At 72.8% G+C, this 20606-nt stretch carries 14 protein-coding genes; 10 read left to right on the top strand and 4 right to left on the bottom strand.

What is annotated here, in order from left to right:
• Positions 1–271 precede the first annotated feature (271 nt).
• The 6 genes from ABT053_RS30050 to ABT053_RS30025 all read left to right on the top strand — a co-directional run bounded on the left by ABT053_RS30050 (position 272) and on the right by ABT053_RS30025 (position 10235).
• Positions 272–2995, top strand: coding sequence for an ATP-binding protein (locus tag ABT053_RS30050; RefSeq protein ID WP_350973462.1), 2724 nt, complete (start codon positions 272–274; stop codon positions 2993–2995).
• Between the two features lie 36 nt (positions 2996–3031).
• On the top strand, positions 3032–5869 hold the full coding sequence (locus tag ABT053_RS30045; protein WP_350973446.1) for an AAA family ATPase: 2838 nt from the start codon (positions 3032–3034) through the stop codon (positions 5867–5869).
• 81 nt (positions 5870–5950) lie between these two features.
• The gene (locus tag ABT053_RS30040; protein WP_350973444.1) at positions 5951–6880 is read left to right on the top strand and encodes an alpha/beta fold hydrolase; all 930 of its coding nucleotides are present in this window, start codon (positions 5951–5953) and stop codon (positions 6878–6880) included.
• A gap of 419 nt (positions 6881–7299) precedes the next feature.
• Positions 7300–8370 carry an LLM class flavin-dependent oxidoreductase gene (locus ABT053_RS30035; RefSeq protein WP_350973442.1) on the top strand — a complete coding sequence of 357 codons (1071 nt, stop codon included), beginning with the start codon at positions 7300–7302 and terminating at the stop codon, positions 8368–8370.
• Positions 8371–8852: 482 nt separating this feature from the next.
• Positions 8853–9356, top strand: coding sequence for a hypothetical protein (locus ABT053_RS30030; RefSeq protein ID WP_350973441.1), 504 nt, complete (start codon positions 8853–8855; stop codon positions 9354–9356).
• 15 nt (positions 9357–9371) lie between these two features.
• Positions 9372–10235 (top strand): hypothetical protein, encoded by an 864-nt coding sequence (locus tag ABT053_RS30025; protein ID WP_350973439.1) that lies wholly within the window; start codon positions 9372–9374, stop codon positions 10233–10235.
• A 153-nt stretch (positions 10236–10388) separates the two neighbouring features.
• Here the strand turns inward: ABT053_RS30025 and ABT053_RS30020 are convergent, their stop codons facing one another.
• Entirely contained in the window at positions 10389–10793 is a 405-nt protein-coding gene (locus tag ABT053_RS30020; RefSeq protein ID WP_350973438.1) for an ATP-binding protein, read from the bottom strand.
• A gap of 427 nt (positions 10794–11220) precedes the next feature.
• On the opposite strand from ABT053_RS30020, the gene ABT053_RS30015 reads away from it, so the two are divergent.
• Complete coding sequence (locus ABT053_RS30015) at positions 11221–11715, top strand: methylated-DNA--[protein]-cysteine S-methyltransferase (protein WP_502991891.1); 495 nt, start codon at positions 11221–11223, stop codon at positions 11713–11715.
• Positions 11716–12063: 348 nt separating this feature from the next.
• Positions 12064–14178 carry an APC family permease gene (locus ABT053_RS30010; protein ID WP_350973436.1) on the top strand — a complete coding sequence of 705 codons (2115 nt, stop codon included), beginning with the start codon at positions 12064–12066 and terminating at the stop codon, positions 14176–14178.
• Here the strand turns inward: ABT053_RS30010 and ABT053_RS30005 are convergent.
• Positions 14111–15088, bottom strand: coding sequence for an EamA family transporter (locus ABT053_RS30005; protein ID WP_350973434.1), 978 nt, complete (start codon positions 15086–15088; stop codon positions 14111–14113). The two genes, ABT053_RS30010 and ABT053_RS30005, sit on opposite strands and share 68 nt — an antisense overlap.
• Before the next feature lie 38 nt (positions 15089–15126).
• Here ABT053_RS30005 and ABT053_RS30000 point away from each other — a divergent pair, with 38 nt between their 5' ends.
• Entirely contained in the window at positions 15127–15630 is a 504-nt protein-coding gene (locus tag ABT053_RS30000) for a MarR family winged helix-turn-helix transcriptional regulator (RefSeq protein WP_350973432.1), read from the top strand.
• A gap of 284 nt (positions 15631–15914) precedes the next feature.
• On the opposite strand, the gene ABT053_RS29995 is transcribed toward ABT053_RS30000, so the two are convergent.
• Both ABT053_RS29995 and ABT053_RS29990 read right to left on the bottom strand, forming a co-directional pair.
• Complete coding sequence (locus tag ABT053_RS29995) at positions 15915–16688, bottom strand: SDR family NAD(P)-dependent oxidoreductase (protein WP_350973430.1); 774 nt, start codon at positions 16686–16688, stop codon at positions 15915–15917.
• Between the two features lie 14 nt (positions 16689–16702).
• Entirely contained in the window at positions 16703–17182 is a 480-nt protein-coding gene (locus tag ABT053_RS29990; RefSeq protein WP_350973428.1) for a MarR family winged helix-turn-helix transcriptional regulator, read from the bottom strand.
• Between the two features lie 118 nt (positions 17183–17300).
• Here ABT053_RS29990 and ABT053_RS29985 point away from each other — a divergent pair, with 118 nt between their 5' ends.
• Complete coding sequence (locus ABT053_RS29985) at positions 17301–20582, top strand: efflux RND transporter permease subunit (RefSeq protein WP_350973427.1); 3282 nt, start codon at positions 17301–17303, stop codon at positions 20580–20582.
• Positions 20583–20606 lie beyond the last annotated feature (24 nt).

Here is a 20606-nt window from a genome sequence, read left to right as displayed (position 1 = left end):
CCGCGACGTCTCCGCGACGTCTCCGCGATCCGGGATGTCCCGCGATCCAGGGTGTCTCCGTGATCCGGTGGAGATCACCTAAAGCTTACGCGGAAGGCCGCCGCATCCAAGATCCCCTGGGGGGCGGACGAGAGGTCCGGCGAGACGCCGCTGAGAGGTCCGGCGAGACGCCGCGCCGCCGTCCGGAGAAGTCAAGCCGCCCGCCATTCGTCACATGACGTACTTATGCGACAATTCGATCATCGGGCTCCGGGGGAGGTGTCACGTGCTCATGCTCTTCGGGCGCGACCGTGAGGTGGCCGGGCTCGAGGGCCTCGTCGACCGCGTTCACGAGGGCGGAAACGCCCTGGTCGTGTGCGGTGCGCCGGGTATCGGCAAGTCCGCCCTGCTGGCCGTCGCCGCCGCGCGGGCCGAGGCACGCGGTGTGACGGTGTCCGGCGTCTCCGGAGTGCAGAGCGAGACGCACCTGCCGTTCGCCGGGCTCCACCAGCTGCTGCGGCCGATGCTCGGCGCCGCCGACCGGCTGCCCGCCCGCCAGCGGGAGGCCCTGCTCGGCGCCTTCGGGATGGCCGAGGTGAGCGATCCCGAACCCTTCCTGGTGGCGCTGGCCGTGCTCAACCTGCTGGGGGAGGTGGCGGCCCGCCGGCCGCTGCTGATCGTGGTGGACGACCTCCAGTGGCTGGACCGGCCCACCATCGAGGTGCTGGGGTTCGTGGCCAGGCGCGTGCGCTCGGACCCGATCGTGCTGCTGATGGCCCTGCGCGACGGCTACCCCACCAGCCTGGACGACAGCGACGTACCCCGGCTGACGCTGACCGGCCTGGATCCCGCCGCGGCGGAGGCGCTCCTGGACGCCCGGTCCGCCGGGCTCGGCGCCGGCACGCGCCGCCGCGTGCTGAGCGAGGCGGCCGGCAACCCGCTCGCCCTGGTCGAGCTGCCGCTCACGCTGGACGCCGGGACGGCCACCGCCGAGGCGCGGTTGCCGCCGCTCACCGCGCGCCTGGAGCGGGCCTTCGCCGTACGGCTGGCCGAACTCCCGCCCGGCTCCCGGAGCCTGCTGCTGGTGGCCGCCGCCAACGACGGCCACGACCTGGCCGACGCCCTCGCGGGCGGCGCGATGGTGACGGGCACCGAGCTGACCGCCGAGGCGCTGGCCCCGGCCGTGGACGCGGGACTGGTGGAGCTGCACGAGCAGACCCTCCGCTTCCGGCACCCGCTGGTGCGCTCGGCCATCTACCAGAAGGCCGGCGGCGCCGACCGCCTGGCCGCCCACGCCGCGCTGGCCCTGGTGCACGAGCGCGACCCCGACCGCAGGGCCTGGCACCGCGCCGCGGCGATCACCCACCGGGACGAGTCCGTCGCCGCCGAGCTGGAGGAGCTGGCCGCCCGGGCCCGGCAGCGCGGCGCCGTCCCGGTGGCGGTGACCGCCCTGCGCCGCGCGGCGGAGGTGAGCGAGGAGCCCACGGCCGGCGCCGAGCGCCTGCTGGCCGCCGCCGAGCTCGCCTTCGACCTCGGCCGCGGCGACCAGGCCGCCGAACTGCTCGCGCTGGCCGAGCCGTCCGTCCGCGGGGAGCTGCCGCGCGCCAGGCTCGTCCTGCTGAGCGAGGTCCTGGGGGAGGAGCGCAACGAGAGCCCCGCACGGATCCGGCGGCTGGTCACGACCGCCGAGGCGGTGGCGGCGGCCGGTGACCGCGAGCTCGCGCTCGACTTCGTCCAGGCGGCGGCCGTCCGCTGCTGGTGGAACGACCCGGGCTGGGAGCAGCGCCGGCAGGTCATCGCCCTGGCCGAACGGCTCTCCGCCGGCGACGACGACCCCAGGCTGCTGATAACCATGGCCGCCGCCGGTTCGGTGGAACGCGGGGCGGACGTCGTCGAGCGCCTGGCCAAGGCGCGCGACGCCTGGCCGGACGGGGCCATGACCCGGCTGCTGGGCGTGGCGGCGAGCACGGTCGGCGCCTTCGACCTGGTCGGCGACTTCATGGACGCCTCGATCGCCGACCTGCGGACCCAGGGCAGGCTGGGCCTGCTCACGCGGGCGCTTAGCACCCAGATGTGGCGCCAGATCTTCTGCGGGGACTGGGCCGGGGCACTACTGGTCGCCGAGGAGGCCGGGCGCCTGGCCCGCGAGACCGCGCAGCCGCACCGGCAGGCCTCGTCCCTGGCCGCGCTGGCGTTGCTGGCCGGGCTGCGCGGCGAGGAGGCACGCGGCCTGGCGCTGGCCGCCGAGGGCGAGCGCGTGCTCGGCGCCGTCACCACCAGCTCGCCCGTGGCGGTGATGCTCCAGCACGCCAGGGGCGTGATCGCGCTGTGCGCCGGGCGGCACGAGGAGGCGTTCGGGCACCTGTGGCGGCTGTTCGAGCCGGGCGACGCCGCCCACCACCAGATCTGGCGGCAGTGGGTGATCGGCGAGCTGGCCGAGGCGGCCGTCGCGGCCGGCAGACGGGAGACGGCCAGGCGGGCGGTGGCGGAACTGGAGCCGGTGGCCACCCGGGCCGCCGCCCCGCTCCTGCACGTCGGGCTCCGGTACGCGCGCGCGGTGCTGGCCGACGACGCCGACGCCGAGGCGCTCTACCACGCCGCCCTGGACGCCGACCTGTCGTCCTGGCCCACCGCGCGGGCGCGCCTGCTGCTCGCCCACGGCATGTGGCTGCGCCGCCGGCGGCGGATCCAGGAGGCGCGCGGGCCGCTGCGGGCCGCCCGCGACGCCTTCGACGTGCTGGGGCTGCTCGCCTGGGGGGAGAAGGCCCGCCAGGAGCTGCGGGCCGCGGGAGAGGCCAGCGACCTGCGCGTCCCGCCGACCGCCGAACTCCTCACCTCACAGGAGCTGCACATCGCCCGGCTGGCCGCCGCCGGGCTGTCCAACCGCGAGATCGCCCAGCAGCTCTACCTGTCGCACCGCACCGTCAGCACCCACCTGTACCGGGCCTTCCCCAAGCTCGGCATCACCTCGCGCGCGCAACTGCGCGACGCCCTGGCGGATACGTCACGCGACTGATACCCGGGTCCGTCACGCGGAACGTACCGTCGCCACGTGCCGTCATCTCGCCGGGAACTCCAGCACGAGCCCGTTCCGCCGCTCGACGCGGGTGAGCGGGGCACCGTACGGCGCCGTTCACACCCGCCCGGTCGTGAGGGTGGCGTGGCCGTAGCCGTGCCACGGACGGCCGGGACACCCGCACAGCACGCCGCCGCCGGCATGCCCGGCGACCGGCCGGACGACCGCACCGAGGAGGCGAACCACATGGACATCATCGGACGCGCGAGAGAGCTGGCCGCGCTGCGGCGGGCGATCGACCGCGCCCCCGGCGCCCCGCCCGACGTCGTGCTGCACGGCGACTCCGGCGTGGGCAAGTCCGCGCTGCTGCGGGCCGCGATCGCCTACGCCGGGGAGCGGGGGATCCGGGTGCTGGGCGGCAGCGGCTTCGAGAGCGAGGCGCGGCTGGCCTTCGCCGGGTTGCACCAGCTGCTCGCGCCGGTGCTGGAGTACCTGGACCGGGTGGAGCCGTTCCACCGCGACACCCTGCGCCGGGCGCTGGGGATGCGGGACGGGCCGGCCCCCGACCGGCTGGCGATCTCGGTGGCGTCCCTGGCCGTGCTGGCGGCCGTGGCCGAGGACGGGCCGGTGCTGATCGCCGTGGAGGACGCGCACTGGGTGGACCGGCCCACGCGCGAGGTGATGACGTTCGTCCTGCTGCGGCTGCGGGCGTACGACCTGCGCGCCGTTCTCACCCGCAGGTCGCTCACCGCCACCGAGCACGTCACGCCCGGCGTCCACACGCTGGAGGTGGGGCCGCTCGACGACGAGGCGGCCGGGCGGCTGCTGGACCTGCTCCACCCGGGCCTGCCGCCGTCGGCGCGCGAGCGGGTCCTGGCCGAGGCCGCGGGCAACCCCCTGGCGATCACCGAACTGCCGCAGAGCTTCGTCGGCGTGGAGCCGCCCGCCGGGGCGTCCCTGCGCACCCGGCTGGAGACCGGGTTCGCGAACCGGCTGCTGGAGCTGCCGCCGCGCGTCCGCACGACGCTGCTGGTCGCCGCCCTCAACGGCGACCGGTCACACCACCGGGCCGAGCTGTCGCCGTACGAGCTGCTGGAGGCCGAGCGGGCCGGACTGGTCACCCGCGACTCGACCCCGGCCGGCCTGCGGTTCCGCCACCCGCTGGTGAGGTCGGCGATCGTCAAGACGGCCTCGCCGGAGGAGACGCGCGAGGCGCACGCCGTACTGGCCGACCGGCACAGGGCCGACCCCGAGCTGCGCGTCTGGCACCTGGCGGCGGCTGCGGCCGAACCGGACGAGCGGGTGGCCGCCGAGATCGAGAAGGCCGCCCGCGCGGTGAGCCTGCGGGGCGGCGGAGGGCCGGCGGTCAAGGCGCTGCGGCGGGCGGCGGAGCTCACCCCCGACTCGGCGGCGCGCGCCGCCCGGCTGGAGCGCGCGGCCGAGCTGGCGGGCGAGTCCGGGCAGCTGACCCTGGCCCAGGACCTGCTGGACCAGGCGCGCCACCACCTCGGCGACCCGGCCGGGGCCCTGGCCACCAGGGCGCGGATCCTCATGTTGCGCGACGGCGACCTGGACGCCGCGCGCCGCCTGCCGCGCGGCACCCCCGGGGCGGGACCCCTGGTCAGGGTGATCGCCGCGTCGTACGCGCAGGATCCGAAGGAGTGGGAGGAGGTGGGCGGCGTGGTCGCCGGCTGCGACGACGAGCTCGCCCGCCTGCTGCACGACGTCTTCACCGGCCGCGGATCGGCGGCGCTCGTGCGCGCCGCGCTCGACGCGCTGCCCGCCGACGCCCCGCCGGGCCGCGTGGCCGCGCTGTGCCGGGCCGCCGCCTGGATGGACCTGCTGCCCGGCTGCCGCGACCGCGTCCGCGCCCTGATCGACGGCGGGTCCGGGCGGGGCGCGGTGACGCACGCCGCCACCGGCCACTGGCTCGCCGCGCACGACCACTTCCTGGCCGGCCGGTGGGAGGCCGCCGAGAGCGCCGCCAATACCGGGCTCGACCTGTGCGTACGCCACGACCTGGGCCTGCTCGCCCACGACCTGCGCTGCAGCCTCGGCTGGATCGCCGCGGCCCGGGGCGACGCCGACGGCGCCCGCGAGTACGGCAGGACCGTCGAGCGGTGGGCCGCGCCGCGCGGCAGCGGCCTGCACCTGTCGCTGTCGGCCCGCAACCTGGCGCTCGCGGCGACGGCGCACGGCGACTACGACAGCGCCTACGCGTACTGGACGAGCATCAGCCCGCCGGGCGTCATCCCCCCGTACGTGACCTACACGCCGTGCGCGGTCTTCGAGCTGGTGGACTCGGCGGTGCGCACCGGCAGGACGGCCGAGGCGAGGGCGCACGCCGCCGCCGCGGCCGGGCTGGCCGAGCGGGCGGCGCCCCGGCTGCGGATGCACGTCCTGGCCGCCCAGGCGCTGGTGGCGCCGGAGGAGGAGGCGGTGCCGCTGTTCAGGGCCGCGCTCGCGCTGCCCGGGACCGAGCGCAGGCCGTTCGACCACGCCCGCGTACGCCTGGCCCTGGGCGAGCTGCAGCGCAGGCGCCTGCGGCCGGGCGAGGCGCGGCCCGAGCTGCGCAGGGCGGCCGACCTGTTCGCCGGGCTCGGCGCGACCGTATGGCGGCGGCGGGTCGAACAGGAGCTGCGCGCCACCGGCGTGGCCGTGACACGGCGGCCCGGCGCCGCGCACGGCCTGACCTCCCAGCAACTGGAGGTGGCCCGCCTGGCCGCCTCGGGACTGAGCAACAAGGACATCGGCGAACGGCTGTTCCTGTCCTCCAGGACCGTCGGCGCCCACCTCTACCGGATCTTCCCCAAGCTCGGCATCACCTCCCGGGCCGCCCTGCGCGACGCGCTGCGGGGCGATGCAGTCAACTGACCGATTCGCGGCGGCACCGCGGCGGCCGATGCTCGTGCCGTGACCGACGCCCTACCGGTACGACCCCGAGGAGACACCGCCATGACCGTCCGTTCCCAGCGTCGCGGCCTGAGACTGCTGCTCAGCACGCTGACCCTGACACTCGGCCTGACCGGCACGATCGCGCCCGCCTCGGCGGCGCCGTCCGCCGCGACGGGCACGACAGGCACGGCGACAGGCACGGCGACAGGCACGGCGACAGGCACGGCGACAGGCACGGCGTCCGGCACGGAGGCGGGCACGGAGGCGGGCACGACGGGGGACACGACGGCAAAACCCACGGTCGTGCTGGTGCACGGCGTGTTCGCCGACGCCTCCGGCTGGAACGCCACCATCGCCGCCCTGCAGGCGGCCGGCTTCCCGGTGATCGCCCCCGCCAACCCGCTGCGCGACCTAACCGGTGACGCGGCCTACATCTCCAGCGTCATCGACACCATCCCCGGCCCGGTCATCATGGTCGGCCACTCCTACGGCGGCGCGGCCATCACCAACGCCGCCCGCGGCCACGACAACGTCAAGGCCCTGGTCTACGTCGCCGCCTTCGCCCCCGACGAGGGCGAGAGCCCGCTGGAGCTGGCCGAGAAGTTCCCCGGCAGCAAACTGGAGGAGGCGCTCGTGATCCGGCCCTTCCCGGGCGGAGGCTACGACGGCTACATCGACCCGGCCAGGTTCCGCGACGTGTTCGCCGCCGACCTGCCCGCCTCCCAGGCCAGGCTGATGGCGGCCACCCAGCGTCCCGGCAGCGTGGGCGGCCTGTCCGGGCACAGCGGCGTCCCGGCCTGGAAGACCGTGCCGTCCTGGTTCGTCATCCCGAGCGGCGACAACGTCATCCCGCCCGCCGTGCAGCGCTTCATGGCCGAACGGGCCGGCGGCAGGGTCAAGCAGGTTCCCGGCGCCTCGCACGTGGTGATGATGTCCCGCCCCGACACGGTCGTCCGGCAGATCCTCACCGCCCACGCCGCCACCCGCTGAGCGCGCCCGCCGAGGCCCGGTCCCCTCGCGGACCGGTGCCTTTCCGGCCGTCCCGGCACCGTTTCGCGCGGCGAACGCCTTTGCGGGACAGGGCGTGCGCGCGGAGCGTCACCCGGCCCTGCCCGAGCGTCTACTCGGCAGCCCGGCGGGCTCCCGGGTTTTCGGGCTCACCGTGAGGATGCGGCGCCTCGCGACAGCCGAGAACAAGCGCGAAACCTTGACGAATTCGGCGTGTGATCCCTAGCCTCGCGAGGCGACCGGCCGGACGCGATATCCCCGGACGAGTGCTCCTCATCACCCCGGCCGAACGCCCCGGCGGCCGGGATCGCTCCACACCTGACCCCGCCGGGACCGGCGCCGAGACGAAGACCGGGGGCACGGCGCCGGCCCCGGCCCGTACGTGAGAGGTCGTGAGCGGGATGCGGGTCGGAATCTTCCTGGTCGCGGCGGGTTTCCCCGGCAGGCCGCAGGGACGGGTGCTGCGTGACTGCGTGGAGGCGATCGAGGTCGCGGAGGAGGCGGGCTTCGACGACGCGTGGATCGCCGAGCACCACTTCATGTCGTACGGCGTCTGCCCGTCGGCGGCGACGCTGGCGGCCGTGGCGCTCGGGCGTACGCGGACGATCGGGGTGGGGACGGCCGTGAGCGTGCTGTCCACGCAGCACCCGGTGGCGCTGGCGGAGCAGGCGGCGATGTTGCACCACCTGTCCGGCGGGCGTTTCACGCTGGGGGTCGGCAGGGGCGGGCCCTGGATCGACCTGGAGGTGTTCGGCACCGGCCTGGCGAGGTTCGAGCGCGGCTTCGCCGAGTCGCTCGACCTGCTGTGCCGGGCCCTGGAGCGGCGCACGGTGTCGGCCGAGGGGGAGTTCTTCCGTTTCCGCGAGGTCGCGATGGTCCCGGCGGCGTCGATGCGGCCCGTCGTGGCGTGCACCTCGCCGGAGACGACGCGGCTGGCGGCCGGGCGGGGGCTGCCGATGCTGCTCGGCATGCACCTGGACGACGCGGGCAAGGCCGCGATGCTCGCCGACTACGACGCGACACCTCCACCCGTGACGCCTCCACCCGTGACGCCTTCCCCCGCGATGTCTTCCCCCGCCCCGGAAACAGGCGCGGAAGCGGGTGCGGCCACGACCCGGCACGCGCCCCGGCACGTGGCCGCCGTCGTCGGGCACGTGGCCGACTCGACGAGGGCGGCCATACGGGAGCTGAAGGCCGCCATGCCCCGCTGGCTGGAGCCCGGCCTGGCGGGATACGTGCCGGTGGACGGCCGGAGGCGGCCCGTGCGGGACGTGGGGGAGTACGTCGACTTCCTGACCGGTGTCCATCCGGTGGGGGACGCCGGCCGCTGCGTGGAGACGATCCGGCGCACCCGCGAGGTGACCGGGCTCGAACACCTGATCCTCATGGTCGAGGGCGCGGGCGAGCACGCCCGCACCCTGGAGAACATCCGCCGGCTGGGCGCCGAGGTGCTGCCCGGCCTCGGCGGCTGACCTCCTGCCGACGGGAACACGGCGGATGTCCCGGGCCTCCGTTTTGATCTACATTGTAAAGGCGATCGGCGGGTTGTCCAAAAACCGTAACCCGCAAAACCAAAACAACTCTCCGGGTCCGCCGAAATTCGGCGCACAGGATTCCGTGCCCCATTCACCGGCTTTCTTATAACTGTATTGAAATATCCGCCACAAAGATTTCCCTGTCGATTATCGGGATGCACGTGAAATCGCAGCACATATGCCAACAAAACATTGCTTAACGATTTTAAATTTCTTGACACGACGGAATGGAAATGACACTTTTACTTACGCTTGGCGCGCCGATCGAGGTCAGCGCCGTGCACGTTCCCAACCGCCGTCAGGGGCGCGCCCGTCAGGGGGTGCGCGGAAACCCCTGATCCCGCTCGACTCAGCTCGGAGGTGCGGTCATGCGTAACCGTTTTCGTAGGATCTCCACAACGGCCGGCATCGTGGGTGCGATGCTTCTCGCGATGTCCCAGACCTCGGCGATCGCGGTTCCGGACAGGTCCGCCCCGCCGCCCGCGCCCGCCCCGGTTCCCTCGCCCGCCCCCGCGGGCGGCGAGGCGAACTCGAGAAACTCGGGTTCCCCGGAGAACGGCCGGGCGCCCGCCGCGGTGTGCGTCTTCCAGACCAGGGGCGACTACGTCCACATCTCCGGGTCCGCCTTCGAGGCCTCCGGGCACGGCTGGTGGGTCAACGGCAACTGCAACGCCACGCTGGCGATCGTCACGGTCCAGCTGCAGCAGTATTACGCCGACGGCAGCTGGAGGAACGCCGGTACGGCGGGCACCGCGACGGTGAGGTCCGGCGGCGGGGCGGGAAACCGCGCGACCGGGCGCGGGGTCTGCACCAGCGGCAGCCTGACGGGGTGGCGTAGCGTCGTCGACGTGGACCTGGTCGGCCTGGCCGACGACCCGGGCAAGCTCTACACACCGGGGCAGAACATCTACTGCAGGCGGTAACGCGAGAGGGGCGACGTGAGTATCAGACGACCCGGCAGCACCATGTTCGTGGCTCTGTACGGCGAGCTGGAGCCGCATCCGTGGCGGGATCCTCTCGTCGCCTCCTCCGACGCCTACAGCCTGTTCGTCGCGAGGTCGTCCGCGATGGGATGGCTCACCGAGGCCGAGGAGAACGCCTCGGGCGGTCTCTGGGGGATGAACGACGCCGGGCAGGACCCGGCTCCGGCCTCGGCCTCCGAGTCGCGGCCGGCCCGTGTCGCGTGGTTCCAGGTGTCGCCGACCGGGCCGGTCCCGGCCGGGGGGCCGTCGCCGGTGCGGGCTTTCCTGTCGTGCGTGGACGACGTCGTGGCCCGCATCGGCACCGTTCGCCTGCGGGCGGTGCGGCTCCTGCTGCCCCCCGTGCGGGACTTCGGCGCGCCGGAGGGCGCGTCGTCGCCCTGGGGTGCCGTGATGCCCCTGCTCCAGGAGGCCGGCTGGTTCGCCGACGGTGACCCGCGCCTGAGAGCGCGGGTGCGGGTGACGCTGGACGGCGGGCGGGATCCGTCCATCCGCGCGGCGGCGTCCGGGATGCTGCGGTGGATGCGGCAGTTCGACCAGGACGTCTTCTCGTGCGACGAGGTCTCCGTGACCGACGGCGACGATCCGGCCTCTTCGGCGGAGGACGACGACGTGGTCCTGGAGCCCGCCGTCATCGACGAGGTGTGGTCGGGGCCCGCTCGTCACCGGGCCGTCTTCCACGGCACCCTCACCGAGTGGTCGCTGGACGCTCTGGGGTGGCTGGCCGCCTTCCTCGCCGACGCGAGTTCCCAGCACGGGGTGGACGCTCCGCTGATGCTCACGGCGAGCCGTCTCGCGGAGCCCGGCCCGCGCACCGGCTGAGTCCGGCGCGGGCCCGTGCGGACGCGGGCTTGCCGAGCAGGCGGGCTCAGTCCTCGGAGGAACGGGTGGCCGGGCCCGGTCGACGCCACCCACCCTGGACGTCGGCGTCGTATCTCGTCCCGTTTCCGGTCGGGACGACGGTGGTCCGGCCGTTCATCCGGCGCCGGAGGTGGCGTGCAGGTGCATGCGCAACCGGACGTGGGAGCGGCCGCCGCTCTGGCAGATGGTGAACTCGTCGCAGAGCCGGCCCATCAGCCACAGCCCGAACCCGCGGACCGCGCCCGGCCCCGGCCGGCGGCGGTCGGCCTGGTCGGGGGCGAGGCGTCCGGCGTCGTCGACGACATCGACGACGAGGTCCGCCTCGTCGCGCCACACGCTCACGCTGCCGGCCGCGTCGCCGTGTTCCAGCACGTTGATGACGGCCTCGTTGGCCGCCAGCAGCAGGTCGTCGCGTCGTGTCCCGACCAGGCCCATCTGGCTCATGTAGCGGTACAGATGCCGGCGCAGGCCGATCAGGTCGGTGCTGATCGGCCAGTGGCCACGCTGATCGGTGTGCATACCCGTCCCCTTACGTGAGTACCGTCTGTGGCGTTCAGCGGGGGGCTGCCGACGTGTCCGCCATGATCAGAACGGTCGCTGTGGAAGTTGTGTATGGGAACTACCCGCTCTGACCTGCTCAATCATCGATCTTGGGTGGGAGCGCTCCCTCCCCAGGTGAAGTCGTCCGGATCGCGTCGCGCCCGCGGGGCCGCCGCCCTCCTGAGGCGGGGGGACGCCGGGCGTCCGAGGCCGAGGGCGGCCCGCCGCGGGTGGAGTCTCCCGCCCCTCGGGCGCCAATCCCCCCGGCGCTGATCCCTCTCGGTGTCGATCAGCACGGGCCGTTCCCGCGTTTCTCACGTTTCGCTGTCGCCGGACGTCTTCAAGGGTGAAGGGTGGGGGCCGAGGGGGGTTCCCGCAGGGCTGGAAGGGACGAAGTGAGATGGCCATGACCCACACCGTCATCGCGTCGCCGCTGGGTGACCTGACCGCGGTCGCCGAGGACGGCGTGCTGTGCGGGCTGTACTTCGAGCGGCACCTGCGCGGCCCCGGGCCGCAGGAGCGGGGCGTCCGCAGTGATTCGGGCTTCGAGGAGGTACGGCGCCAGCTGGGGGAGTACTTCGCCGGTGAGCGGACCCGCTTCGAGCTCCCGCTGGCGCCCCGGGGGGATGAGTTCCAGCAGCGGGTGTGGAAGCTGCTGATGGAGATCCCCTTCGGTGAGACGCGCTCGTACGGGGATCTGGCGCGGCGGCTGGGGAAGGTGTCGCTGGCCCAGGCGGTCGGCGCCGCGAACGCCCGCAACCCGGTGAGCGTGATCGTGCCGTGCCACCGGGTGGTGGGCGCGGACGGCGGCCTGACCGGTTACGCGGGGGGCCTGGAGCGCAAGCGGTTCCTGCTGGACCTGGAGGAGCCGGCCGCACTGAAGGAGGCGAGGCTGTTCTGAGCGGTTCTGTTCTGAGAAGGACCGCTCTGGGTGGGGGTGTTCTGAAACGCCCCGGCCCGCCCGGACGAGACGAGCCGCAGCTCCGAGCTAACCAGGACGAACTTCGCGAACCCGGGCGAAGGCGAAGCGGCGTCAAGAACGCGTATGGATCCGTATGATTTTCTAGGCGCCCGGCGGCCGGACCGGTAGGGAATATGGCGTGTCTCGTCTTCTCCTCCGGCGATCCCTCCCGGTTCCTCCCCTCCCGGCCTCTTTCCGGCGCCCCCTCCCGGCCGCGCCGTACCGTCCCGGGCGCCTCGCCGTTCCCTCGTCGGCCGGTGGCCACCGGCCGTGCCTCCCGTGCCTCCCGTGTCTCTCGTGCCTCCCGCGCGGTCGCCGGGCACCCATCGGCCGTCCGCTCCGGGCTCGCCGCCGCAGGACGTGACCGGCGGCAGGGCGGACAGCGGCACCTGGCGGCCGATGGCGCGACAGCGCGCCGTCCCCACCCGCCAGGGGCCGGGCAACGACGTGGAGCGCAGGGAGAGGGAGAAGGAAACAGTGGCAGTTACGTCGACACCGGCACCGGCGCGCTCGGGGCTGCGGGGGTGGTTGCTGAAGGGGCTGCAACGCTCCGACCCCAGGACCAGCGGCCCGCACCACGAGGAGCCGCCCGAGCGCCAGCACTCCTGGTGGCAGGTGATGTGCCTGACGGGAGTGGACTACTTCTCCACCCTGGGCTACCAGCCGGGCATCGCCGCGCTGGCGGCCGGGGCCCTCAGCCCGCTCGCGACGTTGCTGCTGGTGGCGCTGACCCTGTTCGGCGCGCTGCCGACCTACCGGGCGGTGGCCGGGCAGAGTCCCCACGGCCTGGGGTCGCTGTCGATGCTGGAGCGCCTGCTGCCCGGCTGGCGCGGCAAGCTGCTGGTGCTGTTCCTGCTGGGGTTCGTGGCCACCGCGTTCATCGTGACCATCACCCTGTCGGCGGCCGACGCCACCGCCCACATCCTGCACAACCCGTTCGTGCCGGAGTTCCTGTCGGGCTGGCAGGTCCCGGTCACCCTGGCGCTGATCGCCGCGCTGGGCGGGGTGTTCCTGGTCGGGTTCAGCGAGGCCATCTCGATCGCCGTCGTCCTGGTCGCCGTCTACCTGGTGCTGAACGTGGTCGTCCTGGGCACGGCCCTGCGGCAGGTCCTCGCCGACCCCGCGCTGGTCACCGGCTGGGGCGAGGCGCTGACGACCGAGCACTCCAGCCCGCTCGCGATGGTCGCCGTCTCGCTGTACGTGATGCCCAAGCTCGCCCTGGGCCTGTCGGGCTTCGAGACGGGCGTGGCGGTGATGCCGCTGGTCAAGGGGGACCTTCCCCGGCGGATCGGCGGCGCGAAAAAGCTGCTGACCACCGCGGCGGTCATCATGAGCGTCTTCCTGATCACCTCCAGCTTCGCCACCACCGTGCTCATCCCGGCCGAGGAGTTCGCCGAGGGCGGCGCGGCCAACGGGCGCGCCCTGGCCTACCTGGCGCACGAGTATCTGGGTGACGGGTTCGGCACCGTCTACGACCTGTCGACCATCGCGATCCTGTGGTTCGCCGGGGCCTCGGCGCTGGCGGGGCTGCTCAACATCGTGCCGCGCTACCTCCCCCGCTACGGCATGGCCCCCGACTGGTCGCGCGCCGCCCGGCCGATGGTGCTGGTCTTCACCGCCATCTCCTTCCTCATCACCCTGTTCTTCGGCGCCGACGTGGAGTCCCAGGGCGGCGCCTACGCCACCGGGGTGCTCGCGCTGATCCTGTCGGCCGCGGTCGCGGTCACCCTGGCCGCCTGGAACGAGGGCCGCCTCCGCGCGGCGGCCTCGTTCGGGGTCATCACGCTGATCTTCGCCTACGCCACCGTCGCCAACGTCATCGAACGCCCCGACGGCCTGGTGATCGCCCTGCTGTTCGTGCTGGCCATCGTGATCACCTCGCTGATCTCCCGGGCTACCCGCTCCACCGAGCTGCGCGTCACCAAGGTCACCCTGGACGACCTGGCCCGCCGCTACGTCAGCGAGTCGGGGGAGATCCGGCTGATCGCCAACGAGCCGCACGAGCGCGACTGCAAGGAGTACGTCGACAAGGCCCGCGAGGCCTGGGAGCTGCACCGGCTGCGTACCAAGGAGGGCCTGCTGTTTTTGGAGGTGAGCGTCTCCGACGCCTCGGAGTTCGCCGGTGAGCTGCACGTCGTGGGCGAGGAGCGCCACGGGTTCCGCATCCTGCGGATGGAGAGCCCCACCATCGCCAACGCCATCGCGGCCCTGCTTCTGTACCTGCGTGACCAGACCGGCAAGACGCCGCACGTCTACTTCCACTGGGCCGCCGAGGGCAACCCGGTGGGCGCGCTGCTGCGCTATCTCGTCTTCGGCGGGGGTGACATCCCGCCGCTCACCCGCGAGGTGTTGCGCCAGGCCGAGCAGGAGACCGCCCGCCGTCCCCTGGTCCACGTCGGCTGAGGCCGGCCCCGCTCCCCTGCGGCCCGCGAGGTCGTTTCCGGTTCCGGACGAGGGCGGTGAGGCGGGCCGCGGCGGGCTGCCCGAGGAGGATGCCGAGGAGGACCAGCGCCAGCCCGCAGACCTGTCGTGCGGTGAGGGCCTCCCCGGCGATCGTCGTGCCGAGCAGCACCCCGGTCACCGGGTTCAGCAGCCCGACGAGTCCCACCGTCGCCGCCGGCAGGTGGCGCAGTCCCGAGAACCAGGCGGCGAAGGCGAGGGCCGTCGCGACGACGGTGACGTAGCCGAACCCGAGGACCGCGGGCCCGTCCAGGGCCGGTGGCGGGCCCTCCAGCGCGACGGCGAAGGGCAGCAGGACCAGGCCCCCGGCGACGAGCTGCCACGAGGTCGACGCCAGCGTGCCGGCGCCGGTGGCCCATCTCCTGGCCAGTACGTAGCCGAACGACGACATCACCATCGCCGCGACGGAGGCGAGCACGCCGAGGGCGTCGGCGGCGCCCTCGCCGGTGAGCAGCATGAGGCACACCCCCGCGATGCCGGCGCCCGCTCCGGCCAGGTGCGGGAGGCGCGGCCGTTCGGCGAGCATCGACCAGGCCAGGCCCATCATCACCAGCGGCGACGTCGCCATGATCGTCGAGGCGACGCTCGTCGGCAGCAGCTGGGCCGCCAGGTAGACGAGCGCGAAGAACGCGCTCATGTTGAGCGTCCCGAGGACGAGGGATCTCCACCACCACGGCCCGTGCGGGAGCCTCCTGCTCAGCAGCAGGAGCAGGAGGCCCGCGGGCAGTGCCCTGATGGCCGCTCCGTACAGGGGGTAGCCGGAGGGGAGGAACTGGTGGGTGACGAAGTAGGTCGTCCCCCAGGCGATCGGTGCCGTCGCCGTGACCAGTGTCCAGCGAAAGGTAGCTTCCATGGAAGGAATATAGCTTCCCGGGAAGCTATGCTGGTGCCATGAGCGAACCCCTTGACCACGTCGCCCGCATCCAGCGTGAGTGGGCCCGCGAGCGACCGGACCTGGATGTGAGCCCGCAGGGGGTGATCGGGCGCCTGCACCGCCTCGCCGGGCACCTCACCGAGCGGCTCTGCGTGGTCTACCGGCGCTACGGGCTCGGGGAGGGGGAGTTCGACGTCCTGGCCACCCTGCGGCGCGGGGGAGCGCCCTTCGAGCGCGCGCCCGGGGAGCTGGCCGCCTTCACCATGGTCACCACGGGCGCGATGACCAAGCGCGTCGACCGGCTGGAGCGCGACGGGCTCGTCACCCGCCGTCCGAACGAGAGCGACGGCCGGGGGCGGGTGGTCGCGCTCACCGCCGCGGGCAGGGAGCTGATCGACCGGGCGTTCGCCGAGCACATGCGCAACGAGCGCCGCCTTCTCGACGACCTGTCCCCCGAGGAGGCGGCGCTGCTGGAGTCGCTCCTCACCACCTGGCTGGCCCGCTTCGAGGCGCCTCACTGAATAAATCTACATTGTAAAGGCGATCGGCCGGAGTTCAAGATCATTTACAGCGGACTAAAGACTCATCACCGAAAAACAAGGCCGCCCCGGTGCGGTACGGGGGCCGGGGCGCGCTGGGTGTGTTGTTATGTGGTTTTTTGGGGGCGGAGCGCTCCGGCGGTGGCGGTCATGAAGGCGGCGAGCAGGGCGGGGATGCCCAGGGCCGCGGGCAGGCCGACGAGTTCGGGCGGCACCGATGACGGCGGGCCCGGCGACGAGGCCGGCGTAGCCGGCGGTGGGGGGTGTCAGTGGACGGAGAAGCCGCCGTCGACGCAGATGGCCTGGCCGGTGATGTAGGCGCTGGCGTCGCTCGCGAGGAGGAGGGCGATGCCGGCGAAGTCGGCGGGGTGGCCGTTGCGGCCGGTCATGGTGCGGGCGGCGAGTGCTTCGACGCGGCCGGGGATGGCTTGGGCGGGTTCGGTGAGGGGGGTGAGGACGAAGCCGGGGATGATGGTGTTGGCGCAGACGCCGTGGGGGGACCAGGCTTCGGCCTGTGAGCGGGTGAGGCCGGTGATGGCGGCTTTGGAGATGCCGTAGGCGCCGCTGTCGCCGAAGGCCTTGTGGGATTGCTGGGAGCCGATGTTGATGATGCGGCCCCAGCCGCGCCGGGCCATGCGGGGGCCGAAGTGCTGGCCGAGGAGGTAGGGGGCGGTGATGTTGACGGCCATGGTCTTTTGGTAGTCGTCGGGGGTGAGGTCCGCCATGGGGGCGCGGATGTTGTTGGCGGCGTTGTTGACGAGGATGTCGATGTCGCCGAAGTGGGTGGGGGCCTGGTGGCAGAGGCGGGTGATGTCGTCGGGGTCGGCGAGGTCGGTGGTGATGGCGGCGGCGGTGATGTTCTGGTCGTGGAGTTGGGTGAGGGCGTGGGTGAGGTGGGTGGTGCGGCGGGCGGCGATGACAATGTTGGCGCCGGCGTGGCCGAGGGTGTGGGCGATGGCGTTTCCGATGCCGGAGCTGCCGCCGGTGACGAGGGCGGTGCGGCCGGTGAGGGAGAAGAGGGTGTCGGTGGGTGCTGTCACAGCGACAGAACCTATCATCCCACCTTTTTGTGGGGGTTGTGGTTCTGCAGGGTGAGGGCGGCCTGCTGGATCTTCTCCATGACGACGGACAGGTCGTGCAGGGTGGGGGTGTCGAGGTGTTGCAGGAGGCGCCGGAACTCGGTGAGGCCGGCGTCGGCGATCTGTTCGATGAGGGCGCGTCCGGCGGGGGTGAGGCGGGCGCGGCGGATGCGGCGGTCGTGGGGGTCTTCGCGGCGGGCGACGAGGCCGTGGGCGACGAGGCGGTCGACGATGCCGGTGACGGTGCCGAGGCCGACGTCGAGGTGGGTGGCGAGGTCTTGGCCGGAGGCGGACTCCTGGCCGGAGAGGATCATGACGACTTTGAGCTGGCGCATGGTCAGGTTGGAGTCGAAGAGGGGGGACGGGGCGCGGTGCTGGGCCATGAGGCGGCCCAGGTCGCGTTGCATGGCGCCGATCTGGTCGATCAGCTGTTCGCGGTCGTCGTTCACGCTCACCTCTCGCTTCCTGAGAAGGTTATCAGGATTGGTAAGCATCGTTAAATATTCGTATGAGGCGAAGTGTTAGTGTAGGGCGAATCTTGTTGTGATATCCCTCCTTGAGGAGCCCGCCCCCATGACCTCCCTGGCCAGGTTGAGCCTCGCCAACCGCAGCCTCGTCATAATGATCGCGCTGGTGTTGAGCGCGTTCGGCCTGTTCGCGATTCCCTCGCTGAAGCAGCAGCTGCTGCCCTCGCTGTCGTTCCCGGGGGCGTTCGTGGCGGCCTCCTACCCGGGTGCCTCTCCTGAGATCGTCGAGGAGCAGGTGACCGAGCCGATCGAGAACAGCTTCCAGGGGCTGGAGGGGGTCTCGGAGGTGACCTCGACGTCCCGGGAGGGGATGGCGCAGGTCCAGGTGGCGTTCGAGTACGGCACCGACATCGACGCGGCGGTCGCGGAGATGCAGCAGGCGATCTCGCGGATCGAGGCGCAGCTGCCCGAGGGGGTCGATCCGCAGGTGTTGTCGGGCGGGACCGACGACATTCCGGTGATGCAGCTGGCGGTGGGCGACGGCGGTGACCAGCGGGTCATGGCCGAGCGGCTGGGGCGGCTGGTGGTGCCGGAGCTGCAGGCCGTGGAGGGGGTGCGGTCGGCGACGGTGACGGGCACCCGTGACGAGGTGGTGACGATCACTCCGGACGTCCGCAAGCTGGCGTTGCTGGGGTTGTCGCCGACGGCGGTGGCCGAGGTGCTGCGGGCCAACGGGCAGCCGGTTCCGGCGGGCAGCGTGACCGAGGACAAGGTGTCGCTCACGGTTCAGGTGGGTGAGCGGGTCTCGACGCTGGAGGAGCTGAAGGGCCTGTACCTGACGCCCGCCGCCCCGGCGGCGGCGCCGCAGCAGCAGGTGCCCTCGCAGGCGCGGCAGGCGCCGGGTGGTGGTTCGGGTGGCGGTACGGCGCAGCAGATCCAGCAGGCGCAGCGGGCCCAGGCTCAGGCGCAGCGTCCTGCGGCGGCTCCCAAGCCGGTGCGGCTGGGGGACGTGGCGACGGTGGAGCGGACGCTGGCCGAGGGGACGTCGCTGACGCGGACCAACGGGCAGCCGAGCCTGGGGTTGTCGGTGACGATGACGCCGGACGGCAACGCGGTGACGATCTCGCACGCGGTGCGCGAGAAGCTGCCGGAGCTGGTGCGGGCGATCGGGGACTCCTCGGAGATGACGGTGATCTTCGATCAGGCGCCGTACGTGGAGCGGTCGATCGAGGACCTGACGACCGAGGGCCTGCTGGGCCTGGCGTTCGCGGTGCTGGTCATCCTGATCTTCCTGTTGTCGGTGCGTTCGACGCTGGTGACGGCGGCGTCGATCCCGCTGTCGGTGGTCATCGCGCTGATCGCCCTGTGGGTGGGGGACTACTCGCTGAACCTGCTGACGCTGGGCGCGCTGACGATCGCGGTGGGCCGGGTGGTCGACGACTCGATCGTGGTCTTGGAGAACATCAAGCGTCATCTGGGTTACGGGGAGGCCAAGCGCAAGGCGGTGCTGGCCGGGGTGCGCGAGGTGAGCGGCGCGGTGACGGCCTCGACGCTGACGACGGTGGCGGTGTTCCTGCCGATCGCGGTGGTGGGCGGCATGGTGGGGCAGCTGTTCGCGCCGTTCGCGATCACGGTGACGGTGGCGTTGCTGGCGTCGCTGCTGGTGTCGCTGACGGTGGTGCCGGTGCTGGCGTACTGGTTCCTGAAGGCGCCGGTTTTGTCGCCGGAGCAGGCGCGGGTGGTGCGTGAGGAGGCCGAGGCCAAGGAGATGCGCAGCCCGCTGCAGCGGGCGTACCTGCCGGTGCTGCGGTTCGCGACGCGGCGGCGGCTGGTGACGGTGCTGATCGGCGTGGTGGTGTTCGCCGCGACGATGGGCCTGGCCGGGCGGCTGGAGACCAACTTCATCGACTCCTCCGGCCAGGACACGGTGTCGATCAGCCAGCGGATGCCGGCCGGGACCGATCTGGCGACGACGGACGCGGCGGCCAAGAAGGTCGAGGAGGTCCTGGCGTCGCTGAAGGGCGTGCGCGACTACCAGGTGAACGTGGGCGGTGGCGGCGGTTTCCTGGGGACGGGCGGCGGTGGCGGTGACCGGGCCTCGTACTCGGTGACGATCGCCGAGGAGACCGACAGCGCGGCGCTGGAGGAGGAGCTGCGCGGGCGGCTGAAGGAGCTGCCCGAGGCGGAGATCGGCGAGGTCACCGTGGGCGGCGGCCAGGGTGGCCCCGGTGGCGGGGCGACCGACCAGCTGCAGGTGATCGTGCAGGCGCCGGATGTGGCGACGCTGCGGACGGCGACCGAGACGGTCCGCGCCGCGATGGCCGACATGGGCGGGCTGCGGGACGTGACCTCGAACCTGGCGGCCGGTGCCGAGCGGGTCGAGGTGCGGGTTGACCGGGAGAAGGCGGCGGCCAGGGGGCTGACGGAGACGCAGATCGGGCAGCTGGTGGCGCAGCAGTTCCGGGGGGCGCCGCTGGGTGAGCTGACGCTGGACGGCCGTTCGGGCGCGGTGGTGCTGCGGACGGCGGACGCGCCCGAGGACGTCAAGGCCGTGGGCGCGCTGAAGCTGCCGACGGCGACGGGCACGGTGAAGCTGTCGCAGGTGGCGGAGGTCTCCACGGTGGCCGGCCCCACGCAGGTGACGCGGATCGACGGTGAGCGCAGCGCGACGGTGTCGGGCACGGCGACCGGCAGCGACCTGGGCGCGGCGACGACGCAGCTGACGACGAAGCTGGAGGCGCTGGCGCTGCCGGCGGGGGCGAGTTTCACCATGGGCGGGGTGAGCGCGGACCAGGCCGAGGCGTTCGGGCAGCTGGGGCTGGCGATGCTGGCGGCGATCGCGATCGTCTTCATGATCATGGTGGCGGCGTTCCGGAGCTTCGTGCAGCCGCTGATCCTGCTGGTGTCGGTGCCGTTCGCGGCGACCGGCGCGATCGGGCTGCTGCTGGCGACGGGCACGCCGATGGGCGTTCCGGCCCTGATCGGCATGCTGATGCTGATCGGCATCGTGGTGACCAACGCGATCGTTTTGATCGACCTGATCAACCAGTACCGCGAGCAGGGCATGGGCGTGGTGGAGGCGGTGATCGAGGGTGGCCGCCGCAGGCTGCGGCCGATCCTGATGACCGCGGTGGCGACGATCTTCGCGTTGATCCCGATGGCGCTGGGGCTGACCGGCTCGGGCGGGTTCATCTCCCAGCCGCTGGCGATCGTGGTGATCGGCGGCCTGCTGTCGTCGACGCTGCTGACGCTGGTGTTGGTGCCGACCCTGTACGTGATGGTGGAGCGGCTCAAGGAGCGGCTGCGGCGCACGCCCAAGGACGGTGGTGAGCGGCCGCCGCTGAAGGTCTACGACAAGGACGAGCTGGCGCCGACGACGGCCCGGTAGCCGGTAGGCCGTAAGGAGCCAAGG

The sequence above is a fragment of the Streptosporangium sp. NPDC002524 genome (genome assembly GCF_040295985.1).
Lineage (GTDB): Bacteria > Actinomycetota > Actinomycetes > Streptosporangiales > Streptosporangiaceae > Streptosporangium.
This window is presented reverse-complemented; position numbering and strand designations above follow the sequence as displayed.